Genomic DNA, 17631 nt, shown 5'->3' with positions numbered 1-17631 from the left:
AAACCCAGGGCGCCTCAGCGGTGGGGGAAGCCCACGCACTCGTAGGCGCGGCGGACGGTCTCATCGGCGACCGCGGCGGCCTTGTCCGCGCCGACGAGGAGCAGACGCTCCAGCTCGGCCCGGTCGTCGAGGAGTTCGAGCGTGCGGTCGCGGACCGGGCCCAGCGTCGAAACGGCGACCTCCGCGAGGCCGACCTTGAGGTGGCCGTACATCTTGCCCTCGTACTCGGCGACGATGTCCTCGACCGGCCGACCCGACAGCGCCGAGTAGATGGTGAGCAGGTTGGACACACCCGGCTTGGTCTCCGGGTCGTAGGCGATGACGGTGTCCGTGTCGGTGACCGCGCTCTTGAACTTCTTGGCGATCTGCTTGTCGGTGTCGAGGATGTTGATGAGACCGGCCGGCGTCTTCGCGGACTTCGACATCTTGGACGTCGGGTCCTGGAGGTCGTAGATCTTCGCGGTCTGCTTGAGGATCTGACCCTCGGGCACCTTGAAGGTCTGCCCGAACCGGTGGTTGAACCGCTCGGCCAGGTTGCGCGTGAGCTCGATGTGCTGGCGCTGGTCCTCGCCGACCGGCACGACGTCGGCCTGGTAGAGCAGGATGTCCGCGGCCATGAGCGCCGGGTAGGTGAGCAGACCGAGCGACACGTGCTCGTTCTTCGACGACTTGTCCTTGAACTGGGTCATCCGCTGCGCCTCGCCGAGCGCCGTCGTGCACTCGAGGATCCAGCTGAGCTTGGGGTGGGCGTCGACGTGCGACTGGACGAACAGCACCGACTTCTCGGGGTCGACTCCCGCGGCGATGAACTGCGCGGCCGTCCGCAGGGTGCGCTCGCGGAGCTCCACGGGGTCCTGCTCGACCGTGATCGCGTGCATGTTCGCGATGAAGAAGTAGGCGTCGTGCGTGTCCTGGTGCTCGACGAACTGCTGCAGCGCACCGATGTAGTTGCCCAGGTGGAGCGAGTCCGAGGTCGCCTGGATCCCGGACACGGACCGGGGCTTGGAACCGGGTGCGGCGCCCGCGGTCGGGGTGCCCTCCGGTGCGGTGCCCTCGGGCGCGTGGGAGGTGGCGGAATCGGGGGTCTGGGCAGGTGCTGCAGTCATGCGCGCCATTCTGCCACCGCCCGCGCACCTGGTTCACACCACCCCACGCGATTAAAACACCCCGGGGCAGCGAGTCACCCCAGCGCGGCGTGGAGGGCGGCGAGCGCCATGCGTTCCAGGAGTGCGGCCATCTCGTTCCGGTCGAGCCGGGCACTGTGCGGGGTCGAGTTGATGAGTCCGAACACCGCGTGCGCCGCCGAACGCGCGTGCTTCGTGTCCGCCCCGACCGCCCGCTCGATCACGGCCACCCACATCTCCACGTAGGCGCGCTGCAACCGCCGCACGCGGTGCCGGTCGTCGTCGACCAGCCGCGCGAGGTCCCGGAACTGCAGGGTGATGAGCGCCGGGGTGTCGAGCGCGAACTCCACGTGCCAGGCGACGAGCACCCGCAGCACGTCCGCGGCCTCGTCGACCTCCAGTCCCCGCACCGCCGCCGAGGCGCCCGCCGGGTCGTCCTCCCCCGTGCCCAGGGGCACGACACCCACCCCCGCAGGATGCTCGGGATGTCCCGCCCTGCCGGGTCCCACCTCGAACCCGCGGGCCTTCAGCACCCGCGCGGTGCCCTCGCCCAGGAGCGTCTCCGAGATGCCCACGAGCATCTCGCCGAGCAGCTGCTGCTTACCGGAGAAGTGTTTGTAGATGGCCGCCCCGCTGATCCCGGCGGCCGCCCCGACGTCGTTCATCGAGACGCCGTCGAACCCGCGGTCGGCGAACAGCCCGGCCGCCACCTCGATGATCTGCGCCCGCCGACCACCCGGCGGAAGATTCTCCACGGTTCCCATGCCGGAAGTGTAGACATACCGGTGAATCCTCATTAACCTCGATCTCATGGTTAATGTCGGTTAACCAGAAGTGGACGCCCCCCACGGGCCCGGCGACGGACCCACAGGGAGCGTCACCCGCTCACCCACCCGTGCGAGGGCGGACACTTCAGGACTTTCCGACCTATGCTCGTCCAAGAGCCCTCGGTGCCGAGGGCTCCATGCGAACGAAGGGGTTCGACGTGAAACGCATCGTCCAACGCGGTCTGTGGTTCGAGGAGTTCGAGATCGGCACGGTGTACGAACACCGCCCGGGACGCACGGTCACGGAGGCCGACAACGTCCTGTTCACCACCCTCACCATGAACACGCAGCCGCTCCATCTCGACCAGGCCGCCAGCGAACAGCTCCCGCCCTTCCACGACCGCCTGGTGAACTCGATGTTCACCATGTCCCTGCTCATCGGACAGTCCGTCACCCAGCTGACCCTCGGCACGATCGTCGCCAACCTGGGCTTCTCCGAGGTCTCCTTCCCCGCTCCTGTCCGCCACGGCGACACCCTCTACGGCGAGACCCTCGTCGTCGACAAGCGCCTGTCCTCCTCCCGCCCGGGCGAGGGCATCGTGAGCCTGGAGCACATCTCCCGCAACCAGCACGGCGAGATCGTCGCCAAAGCCGTCCGCAAGACGCTCGTGCGCACGCGCCCCGCCGACGAGGAGAGTGCCGAATGACCGCGTGGACCCCGGGACCGGGCTGGCTGTTCTGCCCGGCGGACCGCCCCGAGCGGTACCCCAAGGCTCTGGCCGCCGCGGACGTCGTGATCCTCGACCTGGAGGACGCGGTCGCCCCGGAGAACAAGGAGTCCGCGCGTGAGGCCCTGCGCGGCCTGGTGGCGGACGGCACCTTCGAGACCGACCGGACCGTCGTCCGGATCAGCGGGGTGAACGACCCCGAGCACGCCGCAGACCTGGCACTCTTGCAGGAACTGGCCTTCCCGCGGGTCATGCTCGCGAAGTCGGAGACCGTCGACGAACTGCGCGGGCTGGGCGAGGCCGCACCGGAGACCCAGGTGGTCGTGCTCGTCGAGTCGCCGCTGGGAGTCGACAACGTCTCGGCCCTGTCCGCGGAGCCGAACGTCGTCGCCGTCATGTGGGGAGCGGACGACCTGGTCGCGGGCCTGGGAGGTACGTCCAGCCGGAAGGCCGACGGCACCTACCGCGACGTGGCACTCCACGCCCGCCACCGCAGCCTGCTCGGCGCCAAGGCCGCCGGACGGTTGGCACTCGACGCCGTGCACATGGACATCCCGGACCTGGAGGGACTCGCCGCCGAGTGCGAGGACGCCGTGGCGATCGGCTTCGACGCGACCGTGGCCATCCACCCCAAGCAGGTCGCGGTCATCCGCGACTCCTACTCCCCCGCCCCCTCGACGGCCGACTGGGCCCGCCGCCTGCTCGACCACGTGGGCGATGACCGCGGAGTGACGACCTTCGAGGGCCGCATGGTCGACGGCCCCATCTACAAGCAGGCCGAGCGGATCCTCCGCCTGGCCGAGGCGACGGGCACCGGTGCGACCGGCACCGCCGCCGACTCCACGAGCACGACCAACGCACGAGGAGAACGGTGATGGAGGACCTGAGGAGCACGGTCGACGACCTGCGCGCACGCCTGGGCGTCGTCCGCGACGGCCGGGCCGGCGGCAGCGAGGCCGCCCGGACCAAGCACACGGACCGCGGCAAGATGTTGGTGCGCGACCGGGTGGACCGGTTGCTCGACCCGGGCAGCCCCTTCCTGGAGCTCAGCCCGCTGGCGGCGACCGGCATGTACGGCAAGCCCGGCCAGGACGGCACGCCCGGCAACCCGGACGCGGTGCCCGGCGCCGGCATCGTCACGGGCATCGGTCGGGTCTCCGGCCGGCTCGTGATGATCATCGCGAACGACGCGACGGTCAAAGGCGGCACGTACTACCCGATGACCGTGAAGAAGCACATCCGCGCGCAGACGATCGCCGAGCAGAACAACCTGCCGGTCATCTCGCTCGTCGACTCCGGCGGCGCGTTCCTGCCCCTGCAGGACGAGGTGTTCCCGGACCGCGAGCACTTCGGCCGCATCTTCTTCAACCAGGCCCAGATGTCCGGCAAGGGGATCCCGCAGATCGCCTCGGTCATGGGGTCGTGCACGGCCGGTGGCGCCTACGTCCCGGCCATGTCCGACGAGACCGTCATCGTGAAGGAACAGGGCACGATCTTCCTGGGCGGCCCGCCGCTCGTGAAGGCCGCGACCGGTGAGGTCGTGAGCGCCGAGGACCTGGGTGGCGGCGACGTCCACGCCCGCAAGTCCGGTGTCGTCGACCACCTGGCCGACGACGACGCCCACGCACTCGACCTCGTCCGCGAGATCGTCGACACCCTGGAGCGTCCCTCCGCGGACTCGATCCCCACCTACCCGGTGGAGGAGCCGGCGCTGTCGCCGGACACCCTGGCCGACGTCGTCCCCGCGGACACCCGCACGCCCTACGACGTCCGTGAGGTCATCGCCCGGATCGTCGACGGTTCGCACTTCCAGGAGTTCAAGAAGCTCTACGGCGAGACCCTGGTCTGCGGTTTCGCGAAGGTCCACGGTTACCCGGTGGGCATCGTCGCGAACAACGGCATCCTCTTCAGCGAGTCCGCGCTCAAGGGCGCGCACTTCATCGAGCTGTGCAACCAGCGCGGCATCCCGCTCGTGTTCCTGCAGAACATCACCGGCTTCATGGTCGGCCGGGAGTACGAGAACGGCGGCATCGCCAAGGACGGCGCCAAGCTCGTGACCGCCGTCGCCTGCTCGGTCGTCCCGAAGTTCACGATCGTCATCGGCGGCTCCTTCGGCGCCGGCAACTACGGCATGTGCGGCCGCGCCTACGACCCCCGCTTCATGTGGATGTGGCCGAACGCCCGCATCAGCGTCATGGGCGGTGAGCAGGCCGCGAGCGTGCTCGCCACCGTCCGTACCGACCTGGAGACCGAGGAACAGGTCGAGGAATTCAAGAAGCCCATCCGCGAGCAGTACGACACGCAGGGATCCCCCTACTACTCGACCGCGCGGCTGTGGGACGACGGGATCATCGACCCCGCCGACACCCGCCGAGTGCTGGGCATGGGCTTGGCCACCGCCGCCCATGCTCCGATCCCCGCGCCGGGGTACGGCGTGTTCAGGATGTGATCACGATGGCCGAACAGACCACCACCTCTTCTTCCGCTCCCACCGCTCCCGAGGCGCCCTCCACCGCACTGCGGACCGTGCTCGTGGCCAACCGCGGCGAGATCGCGCTGCGCGTCTTCCGCACCGCCCGGCGCCTGGGACTGCGCACCGTCGCGCTCTTCACGGAACTCGACGCCCGCGCACCGCACGTCCGGGCCGCCGACCACGCCGTCCAGGTGCCCGACTACCTGGACATCGAGGCGGTCGTCGCCGCGGCCCAGTCCGCCGGGGCCGATGTCGTCCACCCCGGGTACGGGTTCCTCTCCGAGCGCTCGGCCTTCTCGAACGCGCTCGCCGCGGCCGGTATCCGCCTGGCGGGCCCGAGCGGCACCGTCATGGAACAGATGGGCCGCAAGGACGCCGCGCGTGAGATCGCCGTCGCGGCGAACGTGCCGGTCGTCCCGTCCTACTCGCTCGACGACGATCCGGCGGGCTTCAACTACCCGGTGCTCGTCAAGGCCGCCGCCGGTGGTGGCGGCAAGGGCATGCGCGTCTGCCGCTCGGCCGCCGACTTCCCGGAGGCCGTGGCCGCCGCCCGCCGCGAGGCGCAGAGCTCCTTCGGTGACGACACGCTGCTCATCGAGAAGTACGTGGAGTCCGGTCGCCACCTGGAGGTCCAGGTGATGGCCGACGACCACGGCACCACCCTGCACCTGTGGGAGCGCGACTGCTCGACCCAGCGCCGTCACCAGAAGGTGCTGGAGGAGGCCCCGGCCCCCACGATCGACGCGGAGACCCGGGCACGGCTCACCGCCAGTGCCGTCGACCTGGCCCGTGCCGTCGACTACCGGGGTGCGGGCACCGTCGAGTTCCTCTTCGACACCGACTCCGGCGAGTTCTACTTCCTCGAGATGAACACCCGTCTGCAGGTGGAGCACCCCGTCACGGAGGCGATCACCGGTTTCGACCTCGTCGAGATGCAGCTGCGCGTCGCCGCCGGTCTGCCGCTCGGTGTCGCCCAGGAGGACGTCCCGAGCAACGGCTGGGCCATCGAGGCCCGCGTCTACGCCGAGGACGCCTTCGGTGGGTTCCTGCCGCAGGCGGGCACCGCCACCCACGTCCACTGGCCGCACGAGGGTGGGAGCGCCGAGGGTGCCCTCGGGGCCGTCCCCTCAGTTCCGGTGCGTGTCGACCACGCCCTGGAGTCCGGCCAGGAGGTGAGCACGAGCTACGACCCGATGCTCGGCAAGGTGATCGTCCACGGTCCTGATCGCGAGGCCGCCCGCAAGGGCCTCGTCTCCGCGCTCGACCGCACCGCGGTTCTCGGCCTCACGACGAACACCGGGTTCCTGCGCACGCTGCTCGCGGGCGAGGAGTTCCGCGACGCGACGATCGACACCGCCTGGCTCGACAAGAACGAGGTCGAGGCGCCCGGTGACGAGCAGGCGCGCACGCTGGCGGCCTGGGTCGCGGCCTCCCTGGCGCAGGCGTCCTCCTCCGGTCCCTTCGCCTCCGACGGATTCCGTCCCGGCGGCGTTCCGGCGCCGTTCCGCGTGGAACTCGACCGGCCGGTGTCCGTCTCCTTCGACGCCACGGATCCGTCCGGGACCTCCGGTACCGTCGACGGCGAGGCGGTCCGGGAGATCGCCAGCAGTGTCCGTGCCGGTGCGGGCGACTCGGCGGCGGGGGCACTGCTCTCGGGAACACAGCCGGGTGGTGTGGTGCAGGTGGAGGTCGCGGGCGCCTCGGCGGCGGACGGACCGGTCATCGGGTTCGTGAAGACCGACCGCCACGGTGCGGAGGTCGTGGTCCGCGGACAGCGGTACCGGTTCGACCGGCCCGACCCGACGGCCGATGCCTCGGCCACCGGTGAGGACAGCGTGCTCGCGCCCATGCCGGGCACCGTGCTTGAGGTGCGGGTCTCGGCAGGAGAGACGGTCGAGGAAGGGGCTGTCCTCGGCGTCATGGAAGCGATGAAGATGGAGATGGCCCTCAAGGCCCCGCACGCGGGCACGGTCACCGCCGTCGACACGGCCGTCGGCGACCAGGTGGCGCTCGGTGCGCGGCTGTTCGAGGTGGAAGCGGACGCGGGCGAGGGATCCGGCGAGGACGCCGGGGCCGAGGCCTGAGGTCCGAGGACGAGGAGAACGGAAGAGTCATGGACAAAGTGGTGAACAGCGCGGCCGAGGCGGTCGCGGACATCCCCGACGGGGCCACCCTGTCGGTCGGCGGGTTCGGCCTGTGCGGCATCCCGTCGGTGCTCATCCAGGCGCTCGCCGATGCCGGGACGACCGACCTGGAGGCGGCGAGCAACAACGCCGGCGTGGACGACTGGGGTCTGGGGATCCTGCTCGCGCAGGGGAAGATCCGCCGGATGATCGCCAGCTACGTGGGCGAGAACAAGGAGTTCGCGCGACAGTACCTGTCCGGTGAGCTGGAGGTGGAGCTGACCCCGCAGGGCACGCTCGCCGAGCGGCTGCGCGCCGGTGGGTCCGGGATCGCGGCGTTCTTCACGCGGACGGGCACCGGGACGCAGATCGCGTCCGGTGGGCTGCCGTGGAAGTACGACGCGGACGGGAACATCGAGGTGGCGAGCCCACCCAAGCAGACGCAGACCTTCGAGACGCCGGACGGGCCGCAGGAGTTCGTGTTGGAGGAGGCGATCATCGCCGACTTCGGTCTGGTCCGGGCGTGGAAGGGTGACCGGCACGGGAACCTGGTGTTCCGGGATTCCGCCCGGAACTTCAACCCGGTGGCCGCGATGGCAGGCCGTGTGACGATCGCCGAGGTCGAGGAGCTCGTGGAGCCCGGTGAGCTCACGCCCAACGACATCCACGTGCCGGGTGTGTACGTGCACCGGGTCGTGGAACTCACGCCGGAACAGGCGGCGGACAAGCGGATCGAGAAGCGCACCGTGCGCGAGCCGGAGGGAGCTGCATCATGAGCTGGACGCGTGAACAGATGGCGGCCCGGGCCGCGCAGGAGCTGCAGGACGGGCAGTACGTGAACCTGGGCATCGGCATGCCGACCCTGGTGCCCAACTACGTGCCGGACGACGTGGAGCTCGTCCTCCAGAGCGAGAACGGTGTGCTCGGTACCGGTGCCTATCCCGTAGCCGGTGAGGAGGACCCCGACCTCATCAACGCCGGCAAGGAGACCGTGACGCTGCGGCCGGGTGCCAGCATCTTCGACTCGTCGACGTCCTTCGGGATGATCCGCGGCGGGAAGATCGACATCGCGATCCTCGGTGCCATGCAGGTGGCGCCGAACGGGGACATCGCCAACTGGATGATCCCCGGCAAGATGGTCAAGGGCATGGGCGGTGCGATGGACCTGGTCCACGGCGCCAAGCGCGTGATCGTCCTCATGGACCACGTGGCCCGCGACGGCTCGCACAAGCTGGTCGAGTCCTGCTCCCTGCCGCTCACCGGCGGGGGCGTGGTCCACCGCGTCATCACGGACCTGTGCGTGCTCGACCTGGCGGACGGCGAGTTCACCCTGGTCGAGCTGGCCCCGGACGTGACGGCCGAAGAGGTCGCGGAGAAGACGGGCGCGCCCGTGAAGGTGTGAGTGGGGCGGGCGGGCACCCTCCTCCGCCGCGTCCTGGCCCCCTGAATCGGTTTGGCCCCGCTATATGACGATATAGCGGGGCCAAACCGATTCACGGGGCCGGAATCGACCCTTCTCTAATTGCGTTCGCCCGAGCATCGCTTACAGTTCTGTATTTTTGGCGGATGCTGACCACTTGCAAGAATCGCACCAGTGAAGATAGTGATTACCGCACCCAATAGGAACAGCGTCCCTTGGCTCGACGCTTCTGATCCCAGATCCCAAAAATGTTCTCGCACGGCGACTGGGATTTCGCCGCTCAGGACCTCATCACGAAGAGAGTCTCCGATTGAGATCAGATGCAATCTCTCTGAGAACTTAATTCCCGCAACAACGGTGAGGCCAGTTCCTATCGCCTGCAGGAATGAAGTGAGGACTCGCACCCACTTGTTGTGAGCACTCCAATCATTTATACAATTTTTTATGCCCATGAGCGAAGGCCCTCCTTCTCAATTGCTAACATTGCGCACCCACTTCACTTACCCATTATCTGCCATTATAAACCGCTCCCGCTATATGACGATGTAGCGGGAGCGAGCCGATTAGCGGGGCCGGAACCGCCCGAACCGAGCGCCGGACTGATGCCATGCATCCACCGACGTCGTGAGATGCAGGATCCCTTGTCAGATGTCGTGTTTGAACGGTTCAACTGACAAGGGATCCTGCATCTCACATCTCGCGGGTATCGCCGCCGAGTACGCTGGGTACATCATGATCAGCCCGTAGCCACAAGGCGCGGGCTGATTTTCTGTCCCACCGGGGATGGCCGATCACTTCGGGAGGGCGGCCCTGCCGATTCCGGGGCCCGCGCTCTACCCTCGATGTATGGCCACTCAGCCCGCGCCACTGGTGGCCGCTCTCCGGGCCGTCCGGGCGGACCTGGCCTTCGTGTCCCCGGACCGCCTGGACCGCGAGGGTCTCGTATTCAACTCCTTCGACGACGCCGAGGTGATCCGCACGATGGCCACCCGCGCCGCCACCACCGTCGCCCTCGCCGATGCCTCGAAGTACTCCGCCGGAGGTGCCGCCCTCGCTCTGCGGTGGTCACGGCTCGACCGGATCGTCACGGACACGCTACCGTCCGTACTCGTCGAGCCCTTGGGAGAAGCGGGAGTCGCTGTCACACGAGCGGGGTGAGTGCGATGTCCGCGGTGTCTGCGATACCTGCGGTGCAAGCGGCGAATCTCGATGCGCTGGAGGCGCGGTTGGATTCCACAGAATCTGCGCAGATGTAAAGTAGAACCCTGCGCATATGTACAGTTCAAGCCGTTTCCGCAGGTGACACGGTCTTTCGAGATCGTATGAAAATCGTCCTGGCGTGAGGTCATGGCGATGACGAAGGACCAGGCTATCGCCCGACTGGCGGCGTTCTACACGACCGGCGAGTAGGTCCTCGTGTTCCTGACCGGGATCATTCCGTGCTTCTCACCGGTGCACCGGCTGCATACCGTGGACGCATGAGCACCTCACGCGCGCTCCACCCCATCCGTCCCCGCCGTCTCAGCGCCGCCCTCGCCGCCGGCGCGACGCTCGCCCTCGGTCTGTCGGCCTGCGCCAATCCGCTCGCCGGCGCGGGCGATCTGGAGGATTCCGTGCTCCGCTCCGACGCCGCCTTCGCCCCGGCCTCCCTCGATCAGGCGAGCGCCGTCCCGGACGTCGTCGACGCGACCATGGACCTCGGCCTCGTCGCTCTCACCACCCACGCCGCCTCAGCGCCCGGCGAGAACCAGGTCCTCTCCCCCGCCTCGATCCTCGTGGCGATGTCGATGGTCGGGGAGGGCGCCTCGGGGGCGACGGCCGCGCAGATCGACACGACGCTCGGCGCGGGAGGCCAGGACCGCACGGACGCGGTCGGCGCGCTCTCCCACGCGCTCGCCGACTTCGCCGGCGACCCCGCCGTCGTCCAGGACGAGGACCTGCCCGAGCGCCCCGTCGTCCACCTTGCCAACGGCGTGACCGTCCACGAGGACTTTGCCGTCGAACAGCCCTATCTCGACACCCTCGCGCAGTCCTACGACGCGGGCGTCTACACCGCCGACCTCACCGGACCCGAAGGCAAGGCCGTCCTCGACGAGTGGGTCCGCACCAACACCGGCGGGCTCATCGAGGAATCAGCCATCGAGCCGAACGGCGACCTCCGCCTCGTCCTCCAGAACGCCGTCCTCCTCGCCGCGCAGTGGGACTCCCCCTTCGAGGAGTCGAGCACTCGCGACGCCCCGTTCACCACCGGCGCCGGCGCCGGCGCCACCGCCGACATTCCGACCATGCACCAGACCCTCACGGCCGCCTACACCGAGGTCGACGGGCACCAGGCCGTCCGCCTCCCCTACACCGAGGGGTTCGCCATGGACGTCGTGCTGCCGGCCCAGGGCACCGGGCCCGCGGAGATCGACGCCGCCACCTGGGAGGCCCTCACCGCGGACCTGGGTGTTCCCTCCGCTACGGACCCCGCCGCCGAGGCGCCCCACCACGAGGTCGACCTCGCCCTCCCGAAGGTCGACGTCGCCACCGACCTCGACCTCACGGACCCGCTCATCGCCGCCGGGATCACCGACGCCTTCGACTCCGAGCTCGCGGACTTCTCGGGCATGAGCACGACGGAGGACCTGGTCATCGGACAGGCCCAACACCAGGCGGTCCTCACGATCGACGAGGAGGGCACGGTCGCCGCCGCCGTCACGGAGATCGCCATGGAGGTCTCCGCCGCTCCGCCCGACGATCCCGTCGAGATGACCGTCGACCGCCCCTTCCTCATCCGGATCGTCCACACGGACACCGGCTGGCCGCTCTTCCTCGGCGCCATCCACGACCCCACGGCCGGGTGAGTCGACCGGCCGAACAGAAGCGCCGACGCGCTGTGTGGTGTGGCCCCGCTATTCGATGAAATAGCGGGGCCACACCTAATAGCGCGTCGAACTCCGGCTCAGCGCCTCACCTCAGCGCCTCACTTCCAGCGCTGTGTCATTTCCACCGGACAGGCTCCGACTCGACCGTGGTCGTCTCGTAGCCTTCGGCCTCGGCCGTCACCTGCACGGTCACGTCCTGGCCCTTGTACTTGCCCGTGAGCCTGAACGTCTCCCCCGTGGCGTCGGCGATCGGTTCTCCGTCGGCCTTCCACTGGTAGGAGAAGCTCGGCTCCGGCGACCAGGTGCCCGGGTCCACGCGCAGCACGGATCCCGGCTTCACACCTTTGACCCCGGCGTCGATGGTGGGCTCACCGACCTGTTCGAACTCCGCGGGCGCCTCGGGATCCGTGGGAACGCCGTCGGCCGTGAACGTCCACACCTCGGAGGACGCCGCACCGCCGTGCGGACCGGTCGCCTCGACGTACCAACCGTGGCTGCCCGCTTCCAGACCGTCCCAGTCCACCGACACCGACTCGCCGGAAGCCGCACCCGCGACCGCACCGATCTCGTTGCCGGTGAGGACGTCCGCGCTGAACGAGTCCGCCGCGAGCACCTTGGTGCGCGGTTCGATGCCCACCTCGGCGTAGGGGATCGTGAACTCCTGCATGCCGGGCGGATCGTTGAGCGCGGCGTTGTCGGAGTCGAAGTCCTCCAGCGAGGGCGAGTACGTGCGGAACACGATCTCACCGGCCTCGTTGTCGAAGTGCGCCAGACGCAGGTACCCCTGGCCGCCCTCCGGCAGACCCTGGTAGTCGAACAGCATCTGGTAGACGGTGCGGTCGTCCACACCGTCGCCGTCGTCGTCGAAGGAGTCCGTCCGCGTGAAGGCGTCGTGGTAGTGGCCGCTGCTCACGGCGAACACGTTCGGGTTCGTCGCAACGACCTCGTCCTGCACCCGCTGCGGGAACGGTCCCAGACCGCCCGTCGTCTGCAGGTACTCGTGGAGGTTGATCCACACCTTGCGCTCCGGGTACTGCGCGATGACCTCGTTCATCCACGCGATGTCCTCGGAGTTCGCCTCCTCGTCGTTCGTCGTCGGCCAGCCCATGTAGAGCATGAGGAAGTCGACGCCACCGGCGGACACCAGATCGTAGTGACCGCGGTTGTCCTTGTAGGACTCCCCGTACCAGGGGTTGTCCGCGAAACGCGCCTCGCCGAAGTGCTCCGAGTACGCCGAGTAGTCGTCCGCGTGCCCACCGACGTCGTGGTTTCCGGCGAGCACGCCGTAGGGCAGACCCGCCTCGTCGAGCATGTCGTAGGCGGCGTTCGCCTTGTCCCACTGGTGCTGTTCGGTGTGCACATTGACGATGTCACCGTCGTGGATGAGGTACTGCAGGTTGAGGTTCTCCCGCTGCTGGAGCAGGAAGTCGTGGATCGCCAGCTGATGCGGGTGGTAGGCGTCCGTCTCGTTGTAGTACTGCGTGTCCGTCTCGACGGCGACCGTGAAGTCGTAGGCGTCGCGCGGTGTCGCCTCCGGGTGGTAGGGCGTCACGTCGTCGGTCCGCTCCGAGAGGTTCCCGGCGGCGAAACCCTCCGAGTGCTGCACGAGCACCTGCACCTGTCCGTCGATCGCGGTCTCGGCGACCGGCACCGTGGCATCGAGCGTGAACTCGGTGCCCGCGCCCTCGGTCGTCACGTACTCGTCGACGCCCTGCCAGACACCGTCCGTGCCGAGCACGTACATCCGCACCTTGGCATCGAGATTCGCCCGGCCGGTCCAGTCGACCCGCACGCGGGCGTCCTCACCGGCGTCCGCCGGCACGTCGACCGTGAACAGTTGGTACGGCAGCGTCGTCTCGCTGCTCGTCTCGACCTCCACGCCGTCGGTGCCCACCAGGGCCTCGAGGTCCGCGCCGTCCAGGACGGTCGCCTCCCTCTCCGCTCCCGAGGCGCCCGCCAGCGCATCCGTCGTCGTCCCTTCCGAGACGGTCAGGCCCTCGTCGCCCGGCTGGAGCGCATGTCCCTCGCGGAAGCTGAGGTCGAGTGCGTCGTCCTCCGGCGAGCTCGCCGTGGCCTCCAGCGCCGTCGAGGTGCCCTGGACCTCGGCACCGTCCGCGGGGGACTGCAGGTCGACGGCGGGCGCCTCGTCGGCGGACTCGACAGTGAGCTCCTGCGTCACGGCGTTGCCCACGGCGTCGCGGGCGGTGAAGGTGACGGTGTGCTCACCCGGCTCCAATTCCAGGGAGCTGGTGGAGTACGGGAGGGTGATCGGCTCGCGGTCGAGGGTGGCGGTGAGTTCCTCGAGGCCGGCGATCGCGTCGGTGGCGGTCGCGTCGATCGTGAGGTCGCCGCGGTAGAGCTCGCCGTCGACGAGGTCGGTCTCGATGACCGGAGCGGTGTTGTCGACCTGCACGGTGGACTCGGCGGTGTCGGTGCCGTCCGTGGCCGCCAGCGTGTGCTCACCGTCGGTGGCGGTCGTCGTGTCCCAGGTGGCGACGCGGGAGTCGAAGGCATCGTCCGGAACGTCGAAGGTCGCCTCGAACTCGACGAGGGAGCCGTCGCTGAAACGGATCGTGTCCTCGGGTGCGGGGCACTCGACGGCGGCGTGCTCGGTGACGGCACCGTCCACCTCGGCGGCGGTCGTGCAGGTGTCCGGGCGCAGCACGCGGCCGTCGGGCAGGGCCAGACGCATGTTGAGCGCGGAGAAGTCGTCGTTGTTCTCGTTGACGTCCGGGCGCGGCCAGGCCTTCGTGCCGGCGGTGACGGTGACCGTCAGAGGCTCGCCCTGGACGACCTTGTCGACCGGGATCGTCGCGTCGACGGTCTCGGTGGAGTCGTAGAAGCCCTGGTCGAAGATCGTGAGCTCCTCACCGTCGACCGTGATGCCGTTGCGGAAGAAGGCGTCGGTGGAGGTCGCCTCGAGCGCGAAGACCGGGGAGGTCTCCAGGGACGGGGTGGTGTCCGTGAAGGACTCGTCGTCGACCGTGAGGTCGAGGGAGGCCGGGTCGCCGTCGGTCGTGCCGGTCACCGGCACCTCGCCGGACACGATCTGCCCGTCGGTCGGCTGCAGGCGGACCGGGGCCCGGTCACCGTCGACGAGGTCGATGCGGGCCCGGTCGAGGGTCGAGGTCTGCGTACCGTCGGAGGCGATGACCGAGTACTCCAGCCACTGCTTGCCGTAGGTGTCGACGGCCGGGATGGAGTAGGTGTAACGGTCGGTCGGCTCACCGGTCTCCGGGTCGAGGCCGACCGTGAGGTTCCGGGTCTCGGTCGCGCCCAGGTTGTCGGTGAGTTCGAGGGTCACCGTGCGGACGAGCGTGTCGTCGGTGACGGTGAAGTCGAGGGTGAGGTCGTCCTCGGTGAGGGTGGTGTGGTCCTCGATGGCAGGCGCCTCGCCCGCGGTGGGAGCGGGGGCGGGAGCGGCCGGGGTCTGCACCTCGGACACGGCACCCGGGGTGGGGGTGTCGAGGCCGAGCATGGTCTGGACCGTGCCGTCGACGGGGTTCGGGACCCAGGTGACCTCGGTGGTGTCCGGGTTCCAGGCGTAACCGATCGAGGTCGTCGAGGTCGTCTGGTCGTTGTCGAAGTAGTAGGCGCGGGAGACGTCGTGGCCGGTGCTCGTGACGACCTGGAGGCCGCGGGAGCCGCCGTTGGCCATGCCGCCGACGTACATCCGGGCGATGTCCTCGCCCTCGACGAGGTCCGAGCCGTAGTTCGCGTTGAAGTCCGCGACCGTGAGGCCGGCCTCCTGACCCGCGGGGTTGACCACCCAGAGGACGAGGGTCTCGCCGGCCGGGATGGTGACGTCACCGGGGACGGCCGGCCACAGTGCGGAGTTCGTCGTGACGGGGCCGTCGAGGGAGTTGTCCGTGTAGAGGTACTGCAGCGAGTAGTCGGAGAAGTCGATCGCCGCGTCGGTCGGGTTGTACACCTCGACGAACTCGTAGCCGTCGGAGCCGCCCACGTTCGCGGTGTCCGGGGCGACCTCGGTGACCTGGAGGACCGGGGCGGCGGAGGCCGCGGTGGGTTCGGTGGTGGTCGGTTCGGCCGACGGGGAGGCCGTGGGGTCCGTCGTCGGGGTGGCCGTGGCAGGGGCCGCGAGGCCCAGGCCACCGGCCACGACGGCGACGGCGGCCGTGGACGAGAGGAGTGTGCGCATGCGAGCGCGTGTATGTCGATTCACGACACACGAGCCAAGCAGGGCCACGTGACCTCCCCACCAGGGTCGGTTGAACTCCACGTGAATGCGCGATGACGACCGAAGGGCTCGTTCCTGCCAAGTAGCGGGGCGCCCGGTGTGACGTTCCGTGACGTGGGGTGGCGGAATCCCGACGGCCGGGATGCCGCCCGTGGCTCAATAAGAACCCAGCGACGACAGGAGATCCCATGTCCTTCTTCAACCGCCCCCTCTTCCGCCGCCGCCACGACAATGATCTGGCACCCACCGGCTTCCTCGACCGGATCCGTCACGAGGTCAGTCGTCAGTGGTTCGAGGCCCTGGAGGATGCCAAGACGCATGAGATGGAGCGCGAGATGGAGAAAGACCTCGCGGGCACGACCGTGCACTTCGAACCGCATTCCAAGGCGTACCTGGCATTCCTCCGGAAGCGCCGCCGCCACATGGACCGCAACTGCGACATGACGCTGCGGTTCGGGACCGGGAGACCCCACGGGCCCGACTTCGAGGAATACGGGTTCGTGTTCGCCACGCCGGAAGGTGACTTCACCGCGGTGAACATCGACATCGAGGACCTGCGCGCCGTCCCCCACCCGGACGACACCCGCCGCGACGTCGAACTCGACGAGCACGCGCTGGCCTGGGTCCGAGGCAAGGCACGCGTGGGGCTCGGGGAGGAGTCCGGGCGGAACCTCGTGCTCGAGACGCACACCTACAAGCAGACCGCCGAGCGCCGGGAGTCCGAGGGGAAGCGGCCCTGACGCTCCGGTGCGGGTGATGGCGGGGGCGGGGCGCCTCGGCGGCGGTCGAGCGTGGGAGGAACGGTCAGTCGACGCGGCGGAAGCGGGGGCCGGAGTAGTCGCCGCGATCCACGTGCTCGGTGAACATGGCGAGCGGGCGGACCCAGAAGGAGTGGTCGCCGTAGAGCTGGCGGTAGTAGACGAAGGGTTCCTCGGTCTCGGAGTGCAGGCCGGTGCCGATCACCTCGTAGCGGGCGCCCTTGAAGTGTGCGTAGGTGCCGGGTGCGATGAGCTGTCGTGCCGTGTCGTCCGCCATGTGTCCGATCCTACTGACCCGTAGGGTGTGACCATGCACACGGATGCCGACGCCCCCGAACCCGCACGCCGTACCGACTTCTCCGACCTCGCCGGTCGCATCGCCGAGGCCCGCACCGAGGACCTCGTGGCCGCCTTCGACTCCGGGGTCTTCCCCTATGCCGACTCCGACTCCCCCGACGACCAGGAGGCGGCGGACTTCTTCACCCGCTTCGAGCTGCTCGACCGCTACGAGGAGTCGGCCGGATTCACGCTGCCGGCGCCGCTCGACTCCCCCGACGTCTTCCTCTTCAAGTACGGCAAGCTCATGAAGTCCACCCGCGACGAGGCCGCGGAGACCCGGCTCATGCGGTGGCGCGACGTGCTCGTCGACCACCTGGACTACTACGACGCCGAGGCGGTCACCGAGGACGGCACCCCCATGGTCGAGGGGTTGGACGCACTCCTGGTCGACCCCGCGGCGGCCGAGAAGGTGCTCGCGCGGGCGCAGGAGATCCTGGCGATCGACCTCTCCGGCCTCGACGACTACGCGGCGGATCTGGAGATGGACCTCATCGGGGTGCCGGGCATCGTGCTCCAGGCGGCGCTCGACGTGGGCCTCACCTCCGGTGCCTCGGCCAAGACCCTGTCCTACGTGCGCGAGGAGATCGAGTTCCGCCTACAGTGGCGCCTCGACGCGCTGGCCGACGAACAGCAGGTGCTCGCGGAGGAGGAGGGGATCGGCGGGTTCGAAGGATTCGGACCGGACAGGTCTTGAATTGACCCCGAACGTTCACTAGGGTCTTTTACAGCACAAGGTTCCCGGCGATCCGGACCGTGTCCCCTCCCAGGGCGCGGGATCGACCGGGTGATGATTCCCTCCTCTGGTGGCGGCGGGCCGACAAAGGCGTCGGCCCG

General features: G+C 69.0%; 14 protein-coding genes. 10 read left to right on the top strand and 4 right to left on the bottom strand.

Features of this window, described 5'->3' with window-relative positions:
• Positions 1-14 precede the first annotated feature (14 nt).
• Positions 15-1106: a tryptophan--tRNA ligase gene (gene trpS / locus AAD496_RS04290; RefSeq protein ID WP_349827406.1), complete on the bottom strand. Its 1092-nt coding sequence runs from the start codon at positions 1104-1106 to the stop codon at positions 15-17.
• 74 nt (positions 1107-1180) lie between these two features.
• The gene (locus tag AAD496_RS04285) at positions 1181-1888 is read right to left on the bottom strand and encodes a TetR/AcrR family transcriptional regulator (protein WP_349827405.1); all 708 of its coding nucleotides are present in this window, start codon (positions 1886-1888) and stop codon (positions 1181-1183) included.
• Between the two features lie 200 nt (positions 1889-2088).
• Here AAD496_RS04285 and AAD496_RS04280 point away from each other — a divergent pair, with 200 nt between their 5' ends.
• The 8 genes from AAD496_RS04280 to AAD496_RS04245 all read left to right on the top strand — a co-directional run bounded on the left by AAD496_RS04280 (position 2089) and on the right by AAD496_RS04245 (position 11481).
• The gene (locus AAD496_RS04280) at positions 2089-2598 is read left to right on the top strand and encodes a MaoC family dehydratase (RefSeq protein ID WP_349827404.1); all 510 of its coding nucleotides are present in this window, start codon (positions 2089-2091) and stop codon (positions 2596-2598) included.
• The gene (locus tag AAD496_RS04275; RefSeq protein WP_349827403.1) at positions 2595-3494 is read left to right on the top strand and encodes an HpcH/HpaI aldolase/citrate lyase family protein; all 900 of its coding nucleotides are present in this window, start codon (positions 2595-2597) and stop codon (positions 3492-3494) included. The genes AAD496_RS04280 and AAD496_RS04275 overlap by 4 nt, the downstream gene beginning before the upstream one ends.
• Entirely contained in the window at positions 3494-5068 is a 1575-nt protein-coding gene (locus AAD496_RS04270) for a carboxyl transferase domain-containing protein (RefSeq protein ID WP_349827402.1), read from the top strand. The genes AAD496_RS04275 and AAD496_RS04270 overlap by 1 nt, the downstream gene beginning before the upstream one ends.
• 5 nt (positions 5069-5073) lie before the next feature.
• Complete coding sequence (locus AAD496_RS04265; protein ID WP_349827401.1) at positions 5074-7176, top strand: acetyl/propionyl/methylcrotonyl-CoA carboxylase subunit alpha; 2103 nt, start codon at positions 5074-5076, stop codon at positions 7174-7176.
• A gap of 29 nt (positions 7177-7205) precedes the next feature.
• Entirely contained in the window at positions 7206-7991 is a 786-nt protein-coding gene (locus AAD496_RS04260; RefSeq protein WP_349827400.1) for a CoA transferase subunit A, read from the top strand.
• Entirely contained in the window at positions 7988-8617 is a 630-nt protein-coding gene (locus AAD496_RS04255) for a CoA transferase subunit B (RefSeq protein WP_349827399.1), read from the top strand. The genes AAD496_RS04260 and AAD496_RS04255 overlap by 4 nt, the downstream gene beginning before the upstream one ends.
• Positions 8618-9418: 801 nt before the next feature.
• Entirely contained in the window at positions 9419-9793 is a 375-nt protein-coding gene (locus AAD496_RS04250) for a DeoR/GlpR family DNA-binding transcription regulator (RefSeq protein WP_349827398.1), read from the top strand.
• A gap of 320 nt (positions 9794-10113) precedes the next feature.
• Positions 10114-11481: a serpin family protein gene (locus AAD496_RS04245; protein ID WP_349827397.1), complete on the top strand. Its 1368-nt coding sequence runs from the start codon at positions 10114-10116 to the stop codon at positions 11479-11481.
• 136 nt (positions 11482-11617) lie between these two features.
• Here AAD496_RS04245 and AAD496_RS04240 read toward each other — a convergent pair whose 3' ends face one another.
• The gene (locus AAD496_RS04240) at positions 11618-15661 is read right to left on the bottom strand and encodes a lamin tail domain-containing protein (RefSeq protein WP_349827396.1); all 4044 of its coding nucleotides are present in this window, start codon (positions 15659-15661) and stop codon (positions 11618-11620) included.
• Between the two features lie 227 nt (positions 15662-15888).
• Between AAD496_RS04240 and AAD496_RS04235 the strand changes: the two genes are divergently transcribed.
• Positions 15889-16440 (top strand): hypothetical protein, encoded by a 552-nt coding sequence (locus AAD496_RS04235; protein ID WP_349827395.1) that lies wholly within the window; start codon positions 15889-15891, stop codon positions 16438-16440.
• Positions 16441-16504: 64 nt separating this feature from the next.
• Here the strand turns inward: AAD496_RS04235 and AAD496_RS04230 are convergent, their stop codons facing one another.
• Entirely contained in the window at positions 16505-16735 is a 231-nt protein-coding gene (locus tag AAD496_RS04230) for a DUF1653 domain-containing protein (RefSeq protein ID WP_349827394.1), read from the bottom strand.
• 33 nt (positions 16736-16768) lie between these two features.
• On the opposite strand from AAD496_RS04230, the gene AAD496_RS04225 reads away from it, so the two are divergent.
• Positions 16769-17491 carry a hypothetical protein gene (locus AAD496_RS04225; RefSeq protein WP_349827393.1) on the top strand — a complete coding sequence of 241 codons (723 nt, stop codon included), beginning with the start codon at positions 16769-16771 and terminating at the stop codon, positions 17489-17491.
• The last annotated feature ends 140 nt before the right edge of the window (positions 17492-17631 follow it).

The sequence above is a fragment of the Brevibacterium litoralis genome (assembly GCF_040212315.1).
In the GTDB taxonomy this organism is placed as follows: Bacteria; Actinomycetota; Actinomycetes; order Actinomycetales; family Brevibacteriaceae; genus Brevibacterium; species Brevibacterium litoralis.
This window is presented reverse-complemented; position numbering and strand designations above follow the sequence as displayed.

Bases quoted from the DNA above. Each gene is read 5' to 3' on its own strand.
- trpS (WP_349827406.1), bottom strand. From the start codon at position 1,106: ATGACTGCAGCACCTGCCCAGACCCCCGATTCCGCCACCTCCCACGCG.
- AAD496_RS04285 (WP_349827405.1), bottom strand. From the start codon at position 1,888: ATGGGAACCGTGGAGAATCTTCCGCCGGGTGGTCGGCGGGCGCAGATC.
- AAD496_RS04280 (WP_349827404.1), top strand. From the start codon at position 2,089: ATGCGAACGAAGGGGTTCGACGTGAAACGCATCGTCCAACGCGGTCTG.
- AAD496_RS04275 (WP_349827403.1), top strand. From the start codon at position 2,595: ATGACCGCGTGGACCCCGGGACCGGGCTGGCTGTTCTGCCCGGCGGAC.
- AAD496_RS04270 (WP_349827402.1), top strand. From the start codon at position 3,494: ATGGAGGACCTGAGGAGCACGGTCGACGACCTGCGCGCACGCCTGGGC.
- AAD496_RS04265 (WP_349827401.1), top strand. From the start codon at position 5,074: ATGGCCGAACAGACCACCACCTCTTCTTCCGCTCCCACCGCTCCCGAG.
- AAD496_RS04260 (WP_349827400.1), top strand. From the start codon at position 7,206: ATGGACAAAGTGGTGAACAGCGCGGCCGAGGCGGTCGCGGACATCCCC.
- AAD496_RS04255 (WP_349827399.1), top strand. From the start codon at position 7,988: ATGAGCTGGACGCGTGAACAGATGGCGGCCCGGGCCGCGCAGGAGCTG.
- AAD496_RS04250 (WP_349827398.1), top strand. From the start codon at position 9,419: ATGGCCGATCACTTCGGGAGGGCGGCCCTGCCGATTCCGGGGCCCGCG.
- AAD496_RS04245 (WP_349827397.1), top strand. From the start codon at position 10,114: ATGAGCACCTCACGCGCGCTCCACCCCATCCGTCCCCGCCGTCTCAGC.
- AAD496_RS04240 (WP_349827396.1), bottom strand. From the start codon at position 15,661: ATGCGCACACTCCTCTCGTCCACGGCCGCCGTCGCCGTCGTGGCCGGT.
- AAD496_RS04235 (WP_349827395.1), top strand. From the start codon at position 15,889: ATGTCCTTCTTCAACCGCCCCCTCTTCCGCCGCCGCCACGACAATGAT.
- AAD496_RS04230 (WP_349827394.1), bottom strand. From the start codon at position 16,735: ATGGCGGACGACACGGCACGACAGCTCATCGCACCCGGCACCTACGCA.
- AAD496_RS04225 (WP_349827393.1), top strand. From the start codon at position 16,769: ATGCACACGGATGCCGACGCCCCCGAACCCGCACGCCGTACCGACTTC.